This window comes from Acinetobacter sp. ANC 4216 (assembly GCF_004331195.1).
GTDB classification, from domain to species: domain Bacteria; phylum Pseudomonadota; class Gammaproteobacteria; order Pseudomonadales; family Moraxellaceae; genus Acinetobacter; species Acinetobacter kookii.
The window spans coordinates 17,844-36,509 of record NZ_SJOC01000002.1; the positions used below are offsets into that span (position 1 = coordinate 17,844).

Annotated in this window: 18 protein-coding genes; 10 read left to right on the forward strand and 8 right to left on the reverse strand. The window is 44.6% G+C overall.

Annotated features, from left to right (window positions below; translation table 11 throughout):
- Positions 1–54 precede the first annotated feature (54 nt).
- Together E0H88_RS01595 and E0H88_RS01600 are read right to left on the reverse strand one after the other, a co-directional pair.
- Positions 55–1,065: a hypothetical protein gene (locus tag E0H88_RS01595; protein WP_131272857.1), complete on the reverse strand. Its 1,011-nt coding sequence runs from the start codon at positions 1,063–1,065 to the stop codon at positions 55–57.
- A gap of 227 nt (positions 1,066–1,292) precedes the next feature.
- Positions 1,293–1,538 carry a SlyX family protein gene (locus E0H88_RS01600; protein ID WP_086195322.1) on the reverse strand — a complete coding sequence of 82 codons (246 nt, stop codon included), beginning with the start codon at positions 1,536–1,538 and terminating at the stop codon, positions 1,293–1,295.
- A gap of 33 nt (positions 1,539–1,571) precedes the next feature.
- Here E0H88_RS01600 and E0H88_RS01605 point away from each other — a divergent pair, with 33 nt between their 5' ends.
- The 3 genes from E0H88_RS01605 to E0H88_RS01615 all read left to right on the forward strand — a co-directional run bounded on the left by E0H88_RS01605 (position 1,572) and on the right by E0H88_RS01615 (position 5,892).
- Positions 1,572–3,482, forward strand: a complete 1,911-nt coding sequence (locus E0H88_RS01605; RefSeq protein WP_131272858.1) for an ATP-binding cassette domain-containing protein — start codon at positions 1,572–1,574, stop codon at positions 3,480–3,482.
- Positions 3,483–3,588: 106 nt separating this feature from the next.
- Positions 3,589–4,524 carry an LpxL/LpxP family acyltransferase gene (locus E0H88_RS01610; RefSeq protein ID WP_131272859.1) on the forward strand — a complete coding sequence of 312 codons (936 nt, stop codon included), beginning with the start codon at positions 3,589–3,591 and terminating at the stop codon, positions 4,522–4,524.
- Between the two features lie 267 nt (positions 4,525–4,791).
- Positions 4,792–5,892 carry a glycosyltransferase family 4 protein gene (locus E0H88_RS01615; RefSeq protein ID WP_092819065.1) on the forward strand — a complete coding sequence of 367 codons (1,101 nt, stop codon included), beginning with the start codon at positions 4,792–4,794 and terminating at the stop codon, positions 5,890–5,892.
- Positions 5,893–6,035: 143 nt separating this feature from the next.
- Here the strand turns inward: E0H88_RS01615 and E0H88_RS01620 are convergent, their stop codons facing one another.
- Both E0H88_RS01620 and E0H88_RS01625 read right to left on the reverse strand, forming a co-directional pair.
- Entirely contained in the window at positions 6,036–6,428 is a 393-nt protein-coding gene (locus E0H88_RS01620; protein ID WP_252151962.1) for a hypothetical protein, read from the reverse strand.
- A 220-nt stretch (positions 6,429–6,648) separates the two neighbouring features.
- Positions 6,649–7,779 carry an endonuclease/exonuclease/phosphatase family protein gene (locus tag E0H88_RS01625; protein WP_131272860.1) on the reverse strand — a complete coding sequence of 377 codons (1,131 nt, stop codon included), beginning with the start codon at positions 7,777–7,779 and terminating at the stop codon, positions 6,649–6,651.
- 190 nt (positions 7,780–7,969) lie between these two features.
- On the opposite strand from E0H88_RS01625, the gene asd reads away from it, so the two are divergent.
- The 5 genes from asd to truA all read left to right on the forward strand — a co-directional run bounded on the left by asd (position 7,970) and on the right by truA (position 13,986).
- Positions 7,970–9,088, forward strand: coding sequence for an aspartate-semialdehyde dehydrogenase (asd, locus tag E0H88_RS01630; RefSeq protein WP_131272861.1), 1,119 nt, complete (start codon positions 7,970–7,972; stop codon positions 9,086–9,088).
- A 139-nt stretch (positions 9,089–9,227) separates the two neighbouring features.
- Positions 9,228–10,667 (forward strand): type IV pilus assembly protein FimV, encoded by a 1,440-nt coding sequence (locus E0H88_RS01635; protein ID WP_131272862.1) that lies wholly within the window; start codon positions 9,228–9,230, stop codon positions 10,665–10,667.
- A gap of 69 nt (positions 10,668–10,736) precedes the next feature.
- Complete coding sequence (gene fimV / locus E0H88_RS01640; RefSeq protein ID WP_131272863.1) at positions 10,737–12,161, forward strand: T4P machinery localization factor FimV; 1,425 nt, start codon at positions 10,737–10,739, stop codon at positions 12,159–12,161.
- Between the two features lie 46 nt (positions 12,162–12,207).
- Positions 12,208–13,176 carry an asparaginase gene (locus tag E0H88_RS01645; RefSeq protein ID WP_131272864.1) on the forward strand — a complete coding sequence of 323 codons (969 nt, stop codon included), beginning with the start codon at positions 12,208–12,210 and terminating at the stop codon, positions 13,174–13,176.
- Between the two features lie 12 nt (positions 13,177–13,188).
- Positions 13,189–13,986: a tRNA pseudouridine(38-40) synthase TruA gene (truA, locus tag E0H88_RS01650; RefSeq protein ID WP_131272865.1), complete on the forward strand. Its 798-nt coding sequence runs from the start codon at positions 13,189–13,191 to the stop codon at positions 13,984–13,986.
- Positions 13,987–14,139: 153 nt separating this feature from the next.
- On the opposite strand, the gene E0H88_RS01655 is transcribed toward truA, so the two are convergent.
- Positions 14,140–15,147, reverse strand: a complete 1,008-nt coding sequence (locus tag E0H88_RS01655; RefSeq protein ID WP_086198426.1) for an AraC family transcriptional regulator — start codon at positions 15,145–15,147, stop codon at positions 14,140–14,142.
- A gap of 230 nt (positions 15,148–15,377) precedes the next feature.
- Here E0H88_RS01655 and infA point away from each other — a divergent pair, with 230 nt between their 5' ends.
- Both infA and E0H88_RS01665 read left to right on the forward strand, forming a co-directional pair.
- Entirely contained in the window at positions 15,378–15,599 is a 222-nt protein-coding gene (infA, locus tag E0H88_RS01660) for a translation initiation factor IF-1 (RefSeq protein WP_001284370.1), read from the forward strand.
- A 137-nt stretch (positions 15,600–15,736) separates the two neighbouring features.
- Positions 15,737–16,150, forward strand: coding sequence for a hypothetical protein (locus E0H88_RS01665; RefSeq protein WP_252151963.1), 414 nt, complete (start codon positions 15,737–15,739; stop codon positions 16,148–16,150).
- 62 nt (positions 16,151–16,212) lie between these two features.
- Here the strand turns inward: E0H88_RS01665 and leuB are convergent, their stop codons facing one another.
- The 3 genes from leuB to leuD all read right to left on the reverse strand — a co-directional run bounded on the left by leuB (position 16,213) and on the right by leuD (position 18,656).
- A complete protein-coding gene (leuB, locus tag E0H88_RS01670; protein ID WP_131272866.1) occupies positions 16,213–17,292 on the reverse strand; it encodes a 3-isopropylmalate dehydrogenase in 1,080 nt (359 codons plus the stop codon).
- 44 nt (positions 17,293–17,336) lie between these two features.
- The gene (locus tag E0H88_RS01675; RefSeq protein WP_131272867.1) at positions 17,337–17,900 is read right to left on the reverse strand and encodes a hypothetical protein; all 564 of its coding nucleotides are present in this window, start codon (positions 17,898–17,900) and stop codon (positions 17,337–17,339) included.
- Positions 17,901–18,005: 105 nt separating this feature from the next.
- Positions 18,006–18,656: a 3-isopropylmalate dehydratase small subunit gene (gene leuD / locus E0H88_RS01680; RefSeq protein ID WP_131272868.1), complete on the reverse strand. Its 651-nt coding sequence runs from the start codon at positions 18,654–18,656 to the stop codon at positions 18,006–18,008.
- Positions 18,657–18,666: the final 10 nt, after the last annotated feature.

Consider the following 18,666-nt stretch of genomic DNA (forward strand, 5'->3'; position numbering starts at 1 on the left):
TCCTTTATTAGAGTTGCATAAGCTGAATATAAAACGCAAGTTACAGCGATGAAATTAATTCAGGAACAGCTCATGACTATACAGGACTTCACTGCCATTCCAGTAAATATATCCCTTTTCAATCAATTCTTTAAGCAATAACCGTACATCCGATTTCGGGAAAAGCTGCTCCAGCAAATCGCGCAAGGCATAAATGTCTTTGGGTTTATCGGATTTTAATTCGCGTAGTTTTTGCGCCACAATCACCTGCACCGGATCAATCTTGGAAAAGTTTTTAAATAACTCTTTTTGCGCCTGATGCAATGTTTTGGCCTGGCCGTCCTGCACTTCTTCTACGTCTTGTCGTGAAGATTCAGTAGATAACTCCGCAAAAGCAGCGGAAATATTTTGAGCTTTTTCTACCGATATTTTCTGCTCAAAGTCCAGTTGCATCCATTGCTTAATGACTTTTTTACGGAAACTGATTTGCTGGTCAAAACGTTTTACAATTTTCAGATTAATCAATAAGCCAGTGAGATGCTGAAGCTGATCATTTTCGACTTGCAAAATATTTGCCAGCGAGTTCTTCAGTTTCTCCAGCGTATTCGGTTTGCCCTTCATTTTCCCCAAAGCATCACAATACTTTTTGACTAAGAGCAAATCAGGTTTTTGCAGAATGGTCTCGACACTGGGAATTTTGTATTTTGAATTTAAAGCCGGTTCTTCAGCCTGAACCTGAATCAGGCTACAGTTCAGGTTGGAAGACTGCAGCATTTCTAGCAGCGTTTCACTGCTTGGCATGGCAGATATGAGTTCAATAGAGGTATCGGCATCTAGCAGCGCAAGCAGTTGTCCAACCACAACTGCGTATTCAAACTCTTTATGCTCGACTTCTGCCGTTTCCAGAATGACCACTTGCCCGCTGCTGACCCAACTTGAAAATTCTGTTAAATCTTCCAGAGAATATTCAAATTTTCCCTGGCAATTAAACAGGTAAATTGCCGCGTAATGCGGAATGATGTTACGTAACAATTGCGCAGTCGGCATATTATTTTCAAGATCAAGAAGAACGACTTTATGACTCATATCTTCGAATAGACAGTTCGGCTAGGCAGATGCGGTGCATTAGAACGGGAACCATGGCAAAGGTCAAATATTTTATGCTTGAGGTTTTCTATTCTGCGCCATGACTTAACCGGAATGCCCTGCGTTTAGAAGGTTATTCAATGGCGCAGGAAAGGATAAGTTAAGTTCTTTTTCAAATAAAAAAGCCCTGATTAATACCAAGGCTTTAATACACGGAGGGGTCCGGCTCAATAATGCGGTGGGCGGTTGGACATCGGATCAAAGGCAGCAATGCCTTCCGATAAATCGGCCGATTCCACACGCTGATAAAGCAGCTGCATTTGCTTCTTTAAATCCATAATTTCAATATGTTGACGTGTCACCTGTTCATTGAGTTGTTCAACTAAATCATCTAAAAATGTAATTCGGACTTGCAAATCTTCCAAGTGTGCGGAAAATGACGCCTGATCATTAAGATTTTTTTGTTTAGTCATTTTAAGTCCTCATTGGGGATTTCAGGAAACAGTATGGCCTATATTACTTTAAGGGATGTCCAACTTGCGTTTGGCGGACCGTCCCTGCTCGACGGCGCGAACTTTAATCTGGAACGCGGTGAACGGGTCTGTTTGATTGGCCGTAATGGTGAAGGTAAGTCTACCTTACTTAAACTCATCGAAGGAAGTTTACTGCCTGATAGCGGTGAAGTTTCGTTGCAAAATGGCATTACCATCTCCATGCTGGCTCAGGATGTCCCGATGGATTCCGGCAAAGTCGCTGATATTGTTGCCGAGGGTGCAGGTGAAGCTGCCGAAGTATTAAAAGCATATCATGAAGCCAGTGATGCCTGTGTACTGGGAGATATGGAAGCCTGCGACCGTATGGGTCATTTGCAACATAAAATGGATCAACTGGATGGCTGGGCTTTAGAGACCAAAGTCAATTCCATTTTAAGCAAGATGGGGCTAGATCCTGAGGCAGATCTGGCTGATTTATCCGGTGGTCGTAAACGTCGTGTACTGCTCGCCCGTGCTTTGTTGATGCAACCCGATGTGTTGCTGCTGGACGAACCGACCAACCATCTGGACGTTGAAAGTATTGAATGGCTGGAAAAATTCCTGCTCGATCAAAATAACCTGACCTTGTTATTTATTTCGCATGACCGTTCATTTGTCGACAACATTGCCACTCGTATTGTAGAGCTGGATCGCGGCATTTTACGCAGCTATGAAGGTAACTATTCACGTTATCTCGACTTAAAAGCGCAGCAAATGGAAGCCGAAGAAAAGCAGAATGCGCTGTTTGATAAAAAACTGGCCGAAGAAGAAGCCTGGATTCGCCAAGGCATTAAAGCACGCCGTACCCGTAACGAAGGCCGTGTCCGTGCCTTAAAAGCCTTACGTGAAGAATCCAAGGCACGTCGCTTCCAGCAAGGCAAAGTCAGCATGGCGACTCAGGAAGCCAACCGTTCAGGCAAAATGGTGTTCGAGATTGAGCATTTACGTGTGGCATTTGGCAATCAGGAACCGATTATCAAGGATTTCTCAGCGCTGGTCTTACGTGGTGACCGCATTGGTTTAGTCGGTGATAACGGGGTCGGCAAAACCACCCTGATTAAAGCCATTTTAGGTGAAATTGAACATGGCGGTTCGGTGAAAACCGGTACCCAGCTTGAGGTTGCCTACTTTGACCAGCTGCGTAATGCACTGGATCTGGAAAAATCCGTGGCGGCAAACGTCTCTGAAGGTTCGGACTTTGTTGATGTCAACGGTGGGCGTCGTCATATCTATAGCTATTTACAGGACTTCCTGTTCTCGCCTGAACGTGCGCGTACCCCGGTCAAAGCGCTTTCCGGTGGTGAACGCAACCGTATTCTGCTCGCCAAACTGTTGCTCAAACCATCCAACCTGATTGTGATGGACGAACCCACCAACGACCTGGATATGGTGACGCTTGAACTGCTGGAAGAAATGCTCGGCGATTATAAAGGTACCCTGTTGCTGATTTCGCATGACCGTGCCTTTATGGACAATGTGGTTACGTCGACCTGGGTATTTGACGGTAAAGGCAATATCGATGAATACATCGGCGGCTATCAGGATTACTTGCAACAACGCCCTGATCAGACTGTGGTGGATCAGAAAAGTGATGTCAAAAAAGCCGTGGCCAAAGCAGAAGCCAAAGCGGCAGAACCTGCTCCAGCAAAGAAAGTGAAACTCAGCTATAAAGATCAGCGTGCTTTAGAGCAACTGCCTGCTGAAATGGAAGCGCTGGAAAAAGAGCAAGCTGAAATTAACGCTCAACTTGCCGATGGTTCCCTGTTTGTGAGCGATGCAGACAAAGCCATGAAACTTTCCAACCGCCTGACTGAAATTGATGACCTGTTACTGGAAAAATTAGAGCGTTGGGAAGAATTGGAAAATCTTGTTAACGGCAATTGATCTGGTTCATCATGCGGGCACCTGTAATTGACTTTACAGGTGCTTTTTTATTTAAAAAATAACTTCATGTTACACTTGCAAAAAACTTTTGTTCAAAATGGTCACTATGAGTAAAAAGCCAGATTACACTCCCGGAGAATTCCAATGGTCTTTCCTGCTGCCTCAATACTGGGGCATCTGGATTGGGATTGTATTTCTGATGATTTTGGCGATTTTACCCTGGGCGATTCAGTACCGTCTGGCCACTTTTCTGGGCAATTTGGCGTTCAACAAGCTGAAATCTCGGCGTAAAACCACAGTCCGTAATCTGGAAGTCTGTTTTCCTGAATGGACGCCTGAACAGGTACAGGAACATGCGCGTCAGGTTTTTATAGACCAGATGACTGGGATCTTTGAAACCTTGAATGCCTGGTACTGTCCGCAATGGTTTAAAGGCCGCGTCACGATTGAAGGTCTGGAACATATTCAAAATGCCCAAGCCGCAGGAAAAGGGGTTTTATTGCTCGGAACGCATTCCACCTTGCTGGATGCCGGTGGCTACCTGTGCGCCCAGTATTTCGAACCGGATGTGGTCTATCGTCCGCAGAACAATCCCCTGCTCGACATGCTGATTTACCGCTGTCGTGCCACCATTTATGCCCATCAAATTGACCATGACGACATGCGTGGCCTGATCCGCAATCTGAAAGAGGGACACGCGATCTGGTATAGTCCGGATCAGGATTTTGGTTTAAAGCAGGGCGTGATGGCACCGTTTTTCGGTACGCCTGCTGCCACAGTCACGGCACATCGCCGTTTACTGAAAATCTCCAAAGCCGTACCCATTCCTTTATATTTTTATCGCACGGGTGATTTAAAGGATCCGCGTTATCACGTGCTGATTGAACCCGTTGTGGATAATCTGCCAAGTGATGATGAAGTGGATGATGCGACCCGGGTCAACCAGATTATTGAACGTCAGCTGCGTATTGCCCCGACCCAATACATGTGGTTCCATCGTCGCTTTAAGACCCGTCCGGAAGGCTTTGAGGAAATCTATTGATATAGATGCAATGATTTTAAATTGGCAGTGAACACAGCCTTGATTTAAGGTGATATACAAATACTTTCGAATAGGCATACCTTACTTTTCAGGGATGAAAAGTAAGCAACAATCCTGTGTTCCGCTGATGTTACATCCTTGCAACACAGCGAAACGGCGACATCCATGTCGCTATCACGATAGTAAATTTCGAATAAAAATTTATTGTTTAAGATGATGATGTACCTGTGAATTATTCATCTTTATGAACATATAAGGCAAAAAACCATGAAAGTGATGCAACTTCTTCCTGAACTGAATAGCGGTGGCGTAGAACGCGGTACTTTAGAAATCGCCCGCGCCCTGGTTGCAGAGGGTCATGAATCTTTAGTGGTGTCGAATGGTGGGCGGCTGGTGGCCCAGCTTGAAGCCGAAGGCTCAAAGCATCTGACCTTGGCCATTCATAAAAAAGCCCTGTCGAGCTTATGGCAAATTCGTCCACTGCGTCAGCTGATCGAGCAGCACCAGCCCGACATCGTGCATGTGCGTTCCCGCGTGCCTGCATGGCTGACCCATTTTGCTTTAAAAGGCATTCCTGCTACGCGTCGTCCACATTTAATCAGTACCGTGCATGGCTTCTATTCGATTAACCGTTATAGCCAAATTATGACCCGGGCTGAAAAAGTCATTGCCGTATCTGACAGTGTGGTCAAATACATCACTGACAATTACAAAAACTGCCCAGCGCAGGATATTGTGCGGATTTACCGTGGCATAGACCCTGCTGCTTTTCCGCATGGTTATCAGCCGTCTGTACAATGGCTGAATCAAACCTTTAAAGATTTTCCCGAGCTGGAAAACAAGTTTCTGCTTTGCCTTCCAGGACGGATTACCCGTTTAAAAGGCCATGAAACCCTGATTGAATTGGTCGAAAAATTACAGCAACACTACCCGAATTTGCATGCAGTGGTGGTGGGCGGCGCTGACCCGAAAAAAGCCGCTTATTTGAAAGAAATGCAGGACACCATTCAAAGCAAGGGCTTAACTGACAAAATCACTTTCGTGGGTCATCGCTCAGATATTCGTGAATGGCTGGCATTTAGCGATGTGGTGCTCTCCCTTTCCAATCAGGCGGAAACCTTTGGTCGTACAGCTTTAGAAGCCCTGTCTGTCGGTACACCGGTGATTGGCTGGAACCGTGGTGGCGTGGCAGAAATTTTATCGCAGGTCTATCCACAAGGTTTAATTGCCGTGGATGATCACACTGCACTGTTCAATGCGGTCAAGCAGCATCTGGATGAACCGCAACAAGTGAAGCCGGTCACAATGTTTAGCCTGAAAGAGATGTGTGATCAGACGCTTAACTTATATAAGCAAGTCTTGAAATAGACTGCATTGATAGGGCATTTTTCAAGGGCGACACGCGGTGAGCAATACCGAAACTAAAAACAAATTTTAGTAACTATTGGATATAGGAGGATGGCAGGCATTGGGATTGCAAAGGTCATCATAGAATTAACCCCTCGATACGCTTAACCCTTCCACAGCCGAAATCGTGCCATGAGCCAAATGAGCAGCGGCCAGAAAATGGTGTTGATGATATCGTGCAGACTGGCACCAATGCGCCACAGCCCATGATTGATTAAATCATCACGGGCATCAAACAGCTCTGCAGCAATTGCAACAATGAGTACAGTCCAAATCGCCCACTTCGACTTCAACTGACGATGGTGGAAAAACGCCACGATAAAGAATAGCGTCAGCCCGGCATAAATATGTAAAGCATCACGTGATAGTTCCGTAAAATTTACGATATAAATTTTAAGTTCTTGAAATTTTGATAAATACATGACTGAAATTTTATTTTTAGGATGTTCTATAAAACCATAAACCCGAGTTCTGCGTCCTGCAAAACTCGGGTACATGAGGTTGTGCTTCCAAGTGTTATTTTTATTTTGTTATTGCTGTCCATTGCTGCATCATATCCATGATGACTTTCTCTCAGCCGCAAATTTCATCTTCCATAATGGGATGTTCCTTTCCCGGCTCCTTGGCTGATGAGTTTAGATTAAATGAGTTTAGAAAAAAGAACTATTCGCAATTGACCTAAATCGGTGTAAGCCATTTCGTACACTTTTCTATTATTTATTCAGTCTGCTTTATCCCATTTTTATAGGCCTGGGCAATTTCATCGGTGACTGGTTTTTCTTCTTTTTCAGCTTTTTCAATACCTTCTTTTATTGTTTCGTGTGCCTCCCGCTCATCGGCATCCGTTTGCTCCAACTCCTCTTGCACCTGTTCAAAAATCCGTCCTGTCTGTAAAACCACATATACCGGAAAATGGTCTGAACCGATATGGGGCAACCTTTTCATGCGCACCAAGGCAAAATCGGTACTGTGAAAAATATGATCCAGTGACCAACGCAATAAGGGATAATCGGCATGGAAGGTGTTCACAAAGTGCCGCCCCACCCGTGGATCGAGCAGGCCACTTATCCGCTGAAACAGTCGGGTTGTTCTCGACCAGGCCACGTCATTCAAATCTCCCATCACAATGCAGCTTTCATCCAGATCCTTGATCTGGTCACCCACAATTAATAGTTCCGCATCCCGTAAGGTTGAATCTTTCGCTTCAGTGGGGCTGGGCGGTTTGGGATGCAGGCAATAAAGCTGTACCGGCTGGCCTGAACGTAAAATGACTGTGGTATGAATGGAAGGGATCTCATCACTTAAGATGAACTTGACTTCGGTATCTTTCAGCTCTAAACAGCTATACAGATGCATACCGTATAAATTATCCAGAGGTACAGGCACCCGGTAGGGATAATCTTTTTCAATCACGGAAAGCGCTTTTTGCCAGACCCGGTCTGATTCCAAAGTTAATACCAAATCAGGTTGGTATTTTTGAATCTGCTCAAGCAGCAACTGGTATTTATTGTTTGTCGTCAGGACATTGGAAATAATCAGGGAAATTTGTCTGTCCGGATTCAGCTGATGTTTGCGAACATGCTTGACCTGCTTTTTCCAGATAAAGGTATAAGGCAGCACCATTTTGAGCTGGTACGCCAGTGCCGCCATCAGACCGATAAAAATAATTTTCCGTGTTAAATTCCAGGGCTGATCCCAGACCAGCAGTAGAATAAAAGCAATCACTCCTAGAAACAGAATTTGCAAACGTGGAAAATCAGCACCTCGAATCCACCATTCATTCCGTGGAATCAGTGACCAGAATGTCAGCCATATCACCAGAACTGCAATTATTTCCACCCAAATCATCAGCTTTACTCTTTTTATCTTGGTAATTTGATCTGCAGTTGAAAAACTTTATCAATTTTGTATGTAACATAAACAAGATATTTCGCTCAATAATATTGATGTTTTCATTATGTAGTACTTGCAGTCACGTCCCTTTTTGATACACTCGAATCCCTTTTGATTTTTTTTTAACGCACCGAGGCGAAGTGGCATGAAAGTAGGTCTGGTCGGTTGGCGCGGGATGGTGGGTTCCGTCCTTATGCAACGTATGGTTGAAGAGAATGATTTCGCTCATTTTGAGCCATTCTATTTTTCTACCAGTAATGCAGGTGGTGAAGCGCCTGCGTTTGGCGGTAAGACTGCCCCAGCACTTATGGATGCATCAGACATTAACAGTCTGAAGCAAATGGATGTCATTATTACCTGCCAGGGTGGTGACTACACCACTGAGGTTTTCCCGAAACTGAAAGCTGAAGGCTGGAATGGTTACTGGATTGATGCGGCATCTACCTTGCGTATGGCGGATGAAGCCATTATCGTGCTTGACCCAGTCAACATGAACGTAATTAAAGATGGTTTGGTGAACGGGACTAAAACTTTCGTTGGCGGTAACTGCACCGTTTCCTTGATGCTGATGGGCTTAGGCGGTCTGTTCCAGAATAATCTGGTGGAATGGGCAACCTCAATGACTTATCAGGCCGCTTCGGGTGCGGGCGCGCAAAACATGCGTGAACTCATCAACGGTATGGGCTATCTGTATAACAACACCAAAGACTTGTTAGACGACCCACGCTCTCCAATTTTGGATATCGATTCTAAAATTGCAGCATTACAACGCGGTGAAGGTTTCCCATCAGCAAACTTTGGCGTGCCTTTAGCAGGTTCCTTGATTCCGTATATCGACAAACAGCTTGAAAGCGGTCAGTCGAAAGAAGAATGGAAAGGCCAGGTTGAAACCAACAAAATCCTGGGTAACTCGCAGATTGTTCCTATTGATGGCCATTGTGTACGTATTGGTGCAATGCGTTGCCATTCTCAAGCACTGACATTGAAACTGAAAAAAGATGTACCGCTTGATGAAATCGAAGATATCATCGCAAGTGCAAACGACTGGTCTAAAGTTGTGCCGAACACCCGTGAAGCATCGATGACTGATCTGACTCCGGTAGCAGTCACAGGTACCCTGTCTGTTCCAGTGGGCCGTTTACGCAAGCTGAACATGGGTAAAGAATACCTGGGTGCATTTACTGTAGGTGACCAATTGCTCTGGGGTGCTGCAGAACCTTTACGCCGTATGTTACGTATCCTGATCGATTACAAAAATGCTTAATAGCTAAATGAAAGAAAAGCCGGTCACAATTGATCGGCTTTTTTTATGTATCCTTTATGTTAAATGTTTTACAATTCTTCAACACCTCGTTAATCTATAACTTTCGCAGTGCGATAAAAAAACCGAGCTAAAGATTAAGATGACCGTATATAACAAATTAAAGATAGCCATTTTAGCCATTATTGCTTCGCAGAATATTCATGCGATTACTATTGATCCTATTCAAGTTCAATCTGCAGCAGGTGAATTACTGTATGCAGAAATGAATTTCCGCAATGCTGATCCGCAGGCACAAATTCAGGCCAGCCTGGCCGATGCGGAAGATATCGCAACTTTAGGTGTTGCCTATCATGCTCCCGGACATCTCAATTTCTTTACCCGTCGCGATAGCTCGGGCAATGGTGTCATTACCATTACCTCGTCACGCCCATTAACGGATGCTGAACTGAACATTATTATAAAAATTCAGGAAGGCAATGCGACACGTTTACAGCATATCAAGACCCCGCTGAAACGCAGCCAGGCAAATGTTCAGGCCCGACTCTCAGACAATGAAAAACCGTTAACCCCAATCACCATTGTTAGTGAAAAGGATATTGCATTACAACTGCCTGAAAGCACGCAATATCGGATTGAAAAACCAAAAACGGCACTCCAGCAATCATTTGAAGCGCCATTAAAGCTCAATAAAGCGGCTCCACCGAGTTTAAATAATACCTCTACTGCACCTGTCGTCATTGCAGCAATGGCGACACCAGCTGCACAGCCGGCAGTACTTTCTAAAAATGCTCCAGCTGAAACCAAGAATGCAATCCCGGCACAAATTGCGACAAAAAAAGAAATAAAAATTCCAAAAAGTTCAAATAGCCCTATCTCGTCAGACCCTTTAGTCAGACAATATGCAGCATCGGCACAACAAACAGTGGCCAAACCGAAGGTGGTAGCAGAACCTGTAGCAGCTGCTGCACCAAAAACCAGACCAGAAACGGCGCCTGCCCCGTCGCCTCAGCCTGCAGTTACAGCACAGGCCAGCAAGCATGTGGTGCAGTCAAATGAGTCACTCTGGGCAATTGCATCACGTGTGGCTACTGAGCAAAATCGTCCGATTGGCGAAGTCATGAAACAAATCAAGGCCAATAATGAGCATGCGTTTATTCAAGGTGATGTGAACCGTTTGCGTCGCGGCGCCGCTTTGAATTTAAATACTGGGACCATCCCAAAAGAAGAGCCAAAAGCAAAAGTTGCCCATTTAGCCAAAGCACCTTCCAAACCGTCCAATCAGTCAGCTAAGGCCAAATATCGCTTGAATCAGGCAGAAATGAGCCTGGTTGCAGAGAAAGAACAAGATTCAGCCAGCGGTTCTGCCAAAAAGAACACAGAAAAAAAGCAAACTTCTAATGAGTTATCATTAAAAGTTATGACATCTCGCGAAAAAACCGTTAGATTACAGAGAAACGTAACTCAATTAGAATTGGCACTAAATCAGAAGGATCACAGAATTCAATTATTAAATGCCCGTCTAGCCCAATTGCAGCAACAATTGAAAGCTCAACAGGCAGATAAGAAGCCAATACACTAACTCAATGTTACATACGATGATTTTTTGAGTAGGCACATCTCTAAAGTCCTACTCTCTAGGGGTTAAAACATGCTGATTTATGTGATTCCATTAGTAATATTAATTATTGTTTTGGTCGTTTTCAAAAAACGTCAAGACAGCCAAGAATCAGGTAAAACAACAACAACAGCTAAGGGCAAAACTCAAAAAGTAAGCTCAACTAAAAAAACAGTGACAAAAACAAAAGAAGTTGCTGATACTGTTGTTGCAAAGAAAAAAATCACCCCTTTAGCTGCCGATGTCCGCAGTAAAATTGAAGCCCTGATTCGCGAAAACAATTTTTTCTCTGCCGAAGCACAAATTAACCAGGCTTTAAATAAAGACAATTCACAGCACGAGTTGTATTTGCTGTTACTGGACATTCACATCCTGCAAAAAGATGAATTTGCCATCAGCCAGCTGATTAATCACCTGCGCTCATTAGAACTGGATGATTTTCTGGAGCAGGCGCTTGCTAAAAAAGCAGCCTATGATCAAGAAAGTGTCGCCCCTACCCCAAATCATGAAAGTGTAAACGCTAAAGATACGATTGATTTTAAGCCATCATCAACTGTTACTAAAGCAGCTGAACCAGCGGTTGCAGAAACAAAAACTACGGCTGCTTTTGATGCTTTAATGAGTGATGCTGCACCCGCTGCAACAAATGATCTTGCCTTTGATCAGTTACAGCAGGAATCACTTTCAGCTCAGCCGGAAGTCGTTAAGGAAATCAAACCTCTTGATTTCAATTCTGCATCTTTAAATACAGCACCAAAAGCAGAAATAGCAGCTACTCCGGTTGAAGAAATCAAACCCCTTGATTTTAATACCCTATCCTTAGATACAGCAACCAAAGTTGAAGCTACCCCTGCTCCTGCTGAAGAAATCAAGCCGCTAGATTTTAACAATCTCAATCTTGATCCTGCACCTGTAGCTGAAAGCCAGCCAGAAGCTGCCCCGGCTCAAGAAATCCAGCCTTTGGATTTCTCATTTAGTTTAGACACTGCAACAACCGAACAACCGGCAACTGAGAAAGCTGCCAGTATTGAACCTGCTGTAGAAGAAAAACCTGAATTTAATTTTGATTTTTCCATTGCAGAAGCGCCAGCAGCTGAAACAAAAGTTGCAGCTGAAGAGACCACGCCAAGCCTGGATCTGGACTTTAATTTAGAGCCTGCAAGCACGATTAAAGAGCCAATTGCAGAAGTAGCGCCAGCAAAAGCTGCAGGCCTAAACTTTGATATTAGCAATATCAGCTCATCTGCAGCCAAAGCAGATAAAAATGATCCATTGGTTCAATCCTTCCCTGAGCTGACTGAAGTGGATGAAATCAACCTGAATCTGGAACTGGCACAGCAATACATCCAGCTGGGTGCGGTGGAATCGGCACGCGAATTACTGTCAGAGCAAGAGGCTGGCTATACGCCTGAACAACGCCAGCAGGCAGATCATTTACGCAATCAAATAGCATCTTAAGCGATTTCGATCTACTATAAAGCAGTCATCCTTGGCTGCTTTTTTTATGATGAAAAAAATAGCATTAATCTATATGGGCGGTACATTTGGCTGTATTGGTGATCCACTCAGCCCGATGCCGGCCGGGCAATTTATTCCGAAACTGCAACATGTTCTCCCTCTCGATCAGCAGATCGAATGTTTTGTTGCACCGGCCATTCAGGACAGTAGTGCCTGTACAGCCCCAGACTGGCTGAAACTGGTTCAATCTATTCAACAGCTTCAGCTACAGCATTTTGAACATTTTGTGATTATTCATGGAACGGATACCCTCAGTTATGCCAGCGCCGTCCTGTCACGCTTTTTGGGCCAATCTGCACATGTGGTCATGACCGGTAGCCAGTATCCCCTGTTAAATACGGCGGGAGACAATACCCGCGAATTTACCGATGCGATTGACAATTTGAACTTTGCATTGGACTGTGTAGTTAAATATCCGGTAGGGGTTTATTTGGCTTTTCATCATCATTTGGTTCATGCCCAGACCGCATTAAAAATTCATACCACAGAACTGGATGCCTTTAGCGGAATCAATGCAGCCGAACCTATTGCCCATAGCCCCAGCTATATCGTCCATGAGGATGATATCAGCAAGGCTGCGACCTTTAACTGTTTAAGCCTGATGATGCAGCCCCTGGATTTGGTCCAGCAGATTGCCAATCTGCAAACCATTTGTCAGGCCCCACCAAACTTCCTGATTCTGCAAGGCTTTGGTACAGGAAATCTGGCAGTGAATGATCAACTGATTACTTGCATTCAAAAACTGCAACAAGCTGGCTGTGCGGTGATTTTAACCACTCAAGTGCCTTTTGGGGGAATTGACCAGCGTTATGCCATTAGCCAATGGACACTGCAAGCTAATATCATCCTGAGTGATTGTCTGGGACATGCAGATCTTTATGCAAAAGCACTAAAAATGTATTTACAATACGACGCTGTAGACCAATGGCAGGCTCATTGGCATGATCACGTGTAATTTGAGGTAAATATGCAACGTTTTGCGGTCGGTATTGAGTTTTGTGGCGTTCGATATAGAGGCTGGCAAACTCAGCAGCCTGGCGTTCCAAGCGTGCAGGAAACCATTGAAAAAGTGCTGAGCAAAATTGCCGATGAACCGATCATTTTGCACGGTGCGGGTCGTACCGATGCCGGAGTGCATGCCACCAATATGGTGGCCCATTTCGATACCCATGCCATCCGCCCGATTCGTGGCTGGCTGATGGGGGCAAACAGCCAGCTGCCTAAAGATATCGCCTTTCAGTGGATCAAGCAGATGGACAACGATTTTCATGCCCGCTTCAAGGCTCAGGCACGCCGTTATCGCTATGTGGTGTACAACAATCCGCAGCGCCCTGCGCTTCTGCATAAACAGGTCACGCACGCCTACTATCCGCTGGACGTCGAGAAGATGATTGCAGCGGCAAAAAAATTTGAAGGCACCCACAACTTTGAAAGTTTCCGTGCCGCAGCCTGCCAGTCCAACCAGCCGGTGCGTCATGTCAAGCATTGTCGCCTGATTCGGCATGGTTGCTATCTGGTGCTGGATATTCAGGCAGATGGCTTCTTGCACCATATGGTACGCAACATCATGGGCTGTTTACTGGAAATTGGTCAGGGCATGTATGATATTGATCATATTGATAGCATTTTTGCCGCTGAAGACCGCAAAGCAGCAGGAATCACAGCTCCACCGGATGGCTTGTATTTCATCCATGCCGATTATCCCGAGCAATTCGATCTGCCGAAAATGCCTTTAGGCCCGCACTGGCTCAATATGCCGGAATAAAAAATATCTTCTAAATTTGAAATGTTCATTTAAAAATAAATACCTCCCCTAAACCCTCCTAACAGGAGGGGAAAATTCCTCGCGTTATAAACGCGTTTAGAAGAATCCCCCTTTGACAAAGGGGGATTTAGGGGAATTTTTTAATCAAAGAACTTAACGCTGCTTGCGCTTACGATACTCCACCGGTGTTTCATTGGTCCAGCGCTTAAAGGCACGATAAAAAGTGCTCGGCTCGGAAAATCCAGTGAGATAAACAATCCGTTCTACACTTTCCGCTGTATTGGCCAATAATTTCTTTGCCAAACGACAGCGATAATCAGACAGAATTTGTTGAAAACTGGTATTGGCTTCACTCAGCTGGGTACGTAAACGGCGCGGCGTAATATTTAAATGCGTGGCTACGGTTTCCAAAGTGGTTTCACCACTTTCTAAAGTCGAACCAATCGCGCGGCGCACTTCACCAACCAGATCATAACGCGCTAGCTCTTGCAGCTTTTCAATTGCCAGTTGCTCATGTAACTGCAACAGTTCCGGCTCTGCTTGCCATAACTGGTAATCTAAAATCGCAGGATCAAAATATAAACGGGTTTCTTTTTGCCCCAAGCTGACTGGACATTCATAGACCCGGAAATACTCATCATCGGGTGCGCCCTGACTGAAGTTAAAATCGATATAGATCGGCTGAAAACGACCTTCAGTAATAAATTTGAAAAAACGCAATACACCTGAAAGCGCACATTCCGAAAAATGACGGTTGACGATATTTTCGCCCCAAGGTTGCTCGCCATTGGTTAAATAGCAGCGGTCATCTTCAATTACCAGTGTGGCATGAAAGGCATCACTGATCAGACGCTGATAGGCCAGTGCGCGCTTCAGCCCTTCACCAAAGTTTTCACTGGAAATAAACAGGTGTTCGATCACCTGACCACGATATAAAGGCAGGTGTTCACCCAAATGCAAACCTATATCAGGATCTTTACTGACCTCTTCCGCAGCCACCCAAAACGCATATTGGGCACTGAGCGGGGTACGATCATTGGTTTCGACCTGATTTAAGGCTACACCAGCTTTCATTAAAATTTCTTCAGTTGGCAAACCTGCACGACGAATGGCTTGATAACCCAATCGTAAAACAACTGATGCATCCGTTAGCTGACCCACGCAAAGACCTTCCTTGTATGTTCTTCATTTATACTTAAAAAGATTGATTTTAGATTAACTGTGATTGACCAAACTGACAACAGAACAATGCGCTTTTTACAGAAAATCTTTATACAGAGAGTTCGCTTATTTAACTGACAGATGAACGAGCAAAGCCGCATTCCGCCTTGTTTTATGCAAAAAAATTGACTATAATTTGCGCCTTTCCAATTTATTCATTCAGGTAGGCTATGGCCAATAAAGAGGAACTCATCGAGTTCGAAGGCGTTGTCACCGAGACGCTTCCTAATACTATGTTCCGTGTACGTTTAGAAAACGGTCACGAAGTGATTGCCCACATCTCTGGTAAAATGCGTAAACATTATATTCGTATTTTGACCGGTGACAGTGTGAAAGTAGAAATGACGCCTTACGATTTAACGAAGGGTCGTATTACTTATCGTGCACGCTAAGTTTTAGCGTAAGCAAAAGCCACTTAAACAGTGGCTTTTTTTATTGCGATGACCATTTACTGACCGTGTATCAAATCACAACGTTCATGCAAATTTCTCTGTGTAAAATAAAGTTTTATTTCAATGGAGAAAAGGCGATGTCATTTCTTCACACCTTCGGTCTTTTTGCAATTTTGGGCTTAATGATGAGCTTGCTGTATGGCTGCTCAACATCACCGACAACCAGTGCACAACAACGTGATACCTATTTACAGCAATTTATCGGGCAGACCAGTCAAAGCATTCAGGCCAGGCTGGATTTAAACAGCATCGGTTACCAGCAGGTGTTAGCGCCTATTGCAAATGATCAGACGCTCACTTATACCGTCATTCGTCCTGTCAGCATTCCGCTACCGATGGCGCAAAATCCTGCCGATATTGATGCTGGCAATATTCCTGTACCCGTGACGCCCCGAGCACAAAGCTATGATGTCAACTTGCAATGTAAAATTATCTATCGCTTAGAACACAACATTGCCACATCGGTTCATTACACTGGCCATACCTGTTAAAAACCTCTGAAAAGGCCATAAAAAAACGCAGCTCATGGCTGCGTTTTTTCTGTCAGGCGAACTTAGTTCAATGCAGTAACCACTGCCTGACCCATTTCAACCGTACCTACCTGAGTATTGCCTTCTGACATGATGTCACCAGTACGTAAACCTTGATCCAGTACATTGCCTACCGCATCTTCAATGGCTTGCGCTGCGGCTTCTTCACGGAAGGTATAACGCAGCATCATCGCCACAGAAAGAATGGTCGCTAACGGGTTGGCAATGTTTTGGCTTGCGATGTCTGGTGCTGAACCATGACATGGCTCATACATGCCTTTACCGTTTTCATCCAGTGATGCAGATGGCAACATGCCGATAGAGCCGGTCAGCATCGCCGCTTCATCAGACAGGATGTCACCGAACAGGTTGCCGGTTACAATCACGTCAAACTGCTTAGGCGCACGCACCAGCTGCATTGCAGCATTGTCGACATACATGTGCGACAGGTTAATTTCTGGATATTGTTCAGCATGTAACTGGGTTACGGTTTGCTTCCACAATTCAGTCACTTCAAGGACGTTGGCCTTATCGACTGAGCAGACTTTAGCACCACGAAGTTTCGCCATTTCAAACGCCACTTTCGCAATACGTTTGATTTCTGACTCTGCATATACATCAGTGTTGAAACCCTGTTTTTCACCATTTTCTAGTTCACGGATACCACGTGGCTGACCGAAGTAGATCCCCCCGGTGAGTTCACGAACAATCAGGATATCCAGGCCTGATACGATTTCAGGTTTCAAGCTTGAAGCACCGGCAAGTTGCGGGTAAAGAATTGCTGGACGCAAGTTTGCGAATAAATTGAGTTCGCTACGTAATTTTAATAAGCCACGCTCTGGACGGATTGAACGTTCAATCGTATCCCATTTTGGACCTCCGACAGCACCCAATAAAATGGCATCGGCTTTTTTCGCCTGTTCAGAAGTTACTGCTGGGTACGGTTCGCCATGCGCATCAATCGCTGCACCACCCAATAAACCCTGTTCCCAAGTCAAACCCAGATTAAATTTTTCATTCACGCGTGCAAGCACCTGTTCAGCTGCTTTTACGATTTCAGGACCAATACCATCACCTGGTAAAATCAAAATATGTTTTGACATGAGTGTTTCCATTTATGAAGTCGATGCATTCCATCGACGGGATTTTAAATTTTCTTTTCCACAAACTCACCCAGACCGGTCAAGGCATTGTAGGGTCTGCAGAAACGTCGGATTGTCTTGTGTTCTTGCAGGAGATCTACACACAGGGGTTCAGGTGCAGATACATTCAGCAAGCTGCCCTGCTGTTTGTTGCGTTCACGGTACATTTTAAAAATGTAACGCTGCTTCGGCTTAAACTGGTGAAAAACATGAAGGATTTCGGCACGATCCCTGGAAATCGGATAAAAGCGGATCACCACTTCATGTTGCCCCGGAGGGATTGAAAGATATAACGCATTCGGCTGACTTAAGGAGTTTGCCTGTAAACGTAAAATACCCGATTCAACCGCAGCACTATTTACACGGCGCTGGGCTGCATCAATAATTTGAATTTTATTTAAACGTTCAAATTCACAGTTTGCAGTACCCGCACAGTAAATCAAGGCATTCGTTTTACTACTTTCAGTTTCTTTTACATGTTTAATCCGTACTGTATCAATGCTTTGGCATGCACTTAAAAATGCGGCCACAAGACCCAGTACAGCAAGCTGACCATAAACTTTTGTCATTGTTCGAGCCCAACCCTCACCAATTAAAGCCAACTAAATATTTTTATGGATCCGATATTAGCAAGAGTTAGGCCTGGATACTACTAGCGCTGAAAATTCAAGTAATTAACCATGAATTTCCTGAAATACCCAAGGACGTGACTGTTTGGTCTTTTCTTCATAGGCACGAATATCATCCGCAGCCTGTAAAGTTAAGCCAATATCATCCAGACCATTCAACAGGCAGTGTTTGCGGAACGGATCGACTTCAAATTTAAAGCTCTCACCCGATGGCGTACGTACTTCCTGCGCTTCCAGGTCGATGGTTAACTGGTAGCCTTCAGTTGCCACACATTCTTTAAATAACTGATCGACGATTTCTTCAGACAAGATCACCGGCAACATGCCATTTTTAAAGCTGTTATTAAAGAAAATGTCGGCATAGCTTGGTGCAATCACGGTACGGAAACCGTATTCGTTCAACGCCCATGGCGCATGCTCACGGCTTGAACCGCAACCAAAGTTGGCACGTGAAATTAAAACTGTCGCACCTTGATAACGCGGCTGGTTCAAGACGAAATCTGGATTCTTAGGACGTTTTGAGTTGTCCTGACCTGGATAGCCTTCATCCAGATAACGCAATTCATCAAATAAGTTTTCACCAAAACCGGTACGTTTGATCGATTTCAAAAACTGTTTTGGAATAATTAAATCTGTATCGACATTGGCACGGTCTAATGGTGCAACGATACCTTGTTCAACGGTATATTTTTTCATGTTTATTTCC

Bases quoted from the DNA above. Each gene is read 5' to 3' on its own strand.
- E0H88_RS01595 (WP_131272857.1), bottom strand. From the start codon at position 1,065: ATGAGTCATAAAGTCGTTCTTCTTGATCTTGAAAATAATATGCCGACT.
- E0H88_RS01600 (WP_086195322.1), bottom strand. From the start codon at position 1,538: ATGACTAAACAAAAAAATCTTAATGATCAGGCGTCATTTTCCGCACAC.
- E0H88_RS01605 (WP_131272858.1), top strand. From the start codon at position 1,572: ATGGCCTATATTACTTTAAGGGATGTCCAACTTGCGTTTGGCGGACCG.
- E0H88_RS01610 (WP_131272859.1), top strand. From the start codon at position 3,589: ATGAGTAAAAAGCCAGATTACACTCCCGGAGAATTCCAATGGTCTTTC.
- E0H88_RS01615 (WP_092819065.1), top strand. From the start codon at position 4,792: ATGAAAGTGATGCAACTTCTTCCTGAACTGAATAGCGGTGGCGTAGAA.
- E0H88_RS01620 (WP_252151962.1), bottom strand. From the start codon at position 6,428: ATGTACCCGAGTTTTGCAGGACGCAGAACTCGGGTTTATGGTTTTATA.
- E0H88_RS01625 (WP_131272860.1), bottom strand. From the start codon at position 7,779: ATGATTTGGGTGGAAATAATTGCAGTTCTGGTGATATGGCTGACATTC.
- asd (WP_131272861.1), top strand. From the start codon at position 7,970: ATGAAAGTAGGTCTGGTCGGTTGGCGCGGGATGGTGGGTTCCGTCCTT.
- E0H88_RS01635 (WP_131272862.1), top strand. From the start codon at position 9,228: ATGACCGTATATAACAAATTAAAGATAGCCATTTTAGCCATTATTGCT.
- fimV (WP_131272863.1), top strand. From the start codon at position 10,737: ATGCTGATTTATGTGATTCCATTAGTAATATTAATTATTGTTTTGGTC.
- E0H88_RS01645 (WP_131272864.1), top strand. From the start codon at position 12,208: ATGATGAAAAAAATAGCATTAATCTATATGGGCGGTACATTTGGCTGT.
- truA (WP_131272865.1), top strand. From the start codon at position 13,189: ATGCAACGTTTTGCGGTCGGTATTGAGTTTTGTGGCGTTCGATATAGA.
- infA (WP_001284370.1), top strand. From the start codon at position 15,378: ATGGCCAATAAAGAGGAACTCATCGAGTTCGAAGGCGTTGTCACCGAG.
- E0H88_RS01665 (WP_252151963.1), top strand. From the start codon at position 15,737: ATGTCATTTCTTCACACCTTCGGTCTTTTTGCAATTTTGGGCTTAATG.
- leuB (WP_131272866.1), bottom strand. From the start codon at position 17,292: ATGTCAAAACATATTTTGATTTTACCAGGTGATGGTATTGGTCCTGAA.
- E0H88_RS01675 (WP_131272867.1), bottom strand. From the start codon at position 17,900: ATGACAAAAGTTTATGGTCAGCTTGCTGTACTGGGTCTTGTGGCCGCA.
- leuD (WP_131272868.1), bottom strand. From the start codon at position 18,656: ATGAAAAAATATACCGTTGAACAAGGTATCGTTGCACCATTAGACCGT.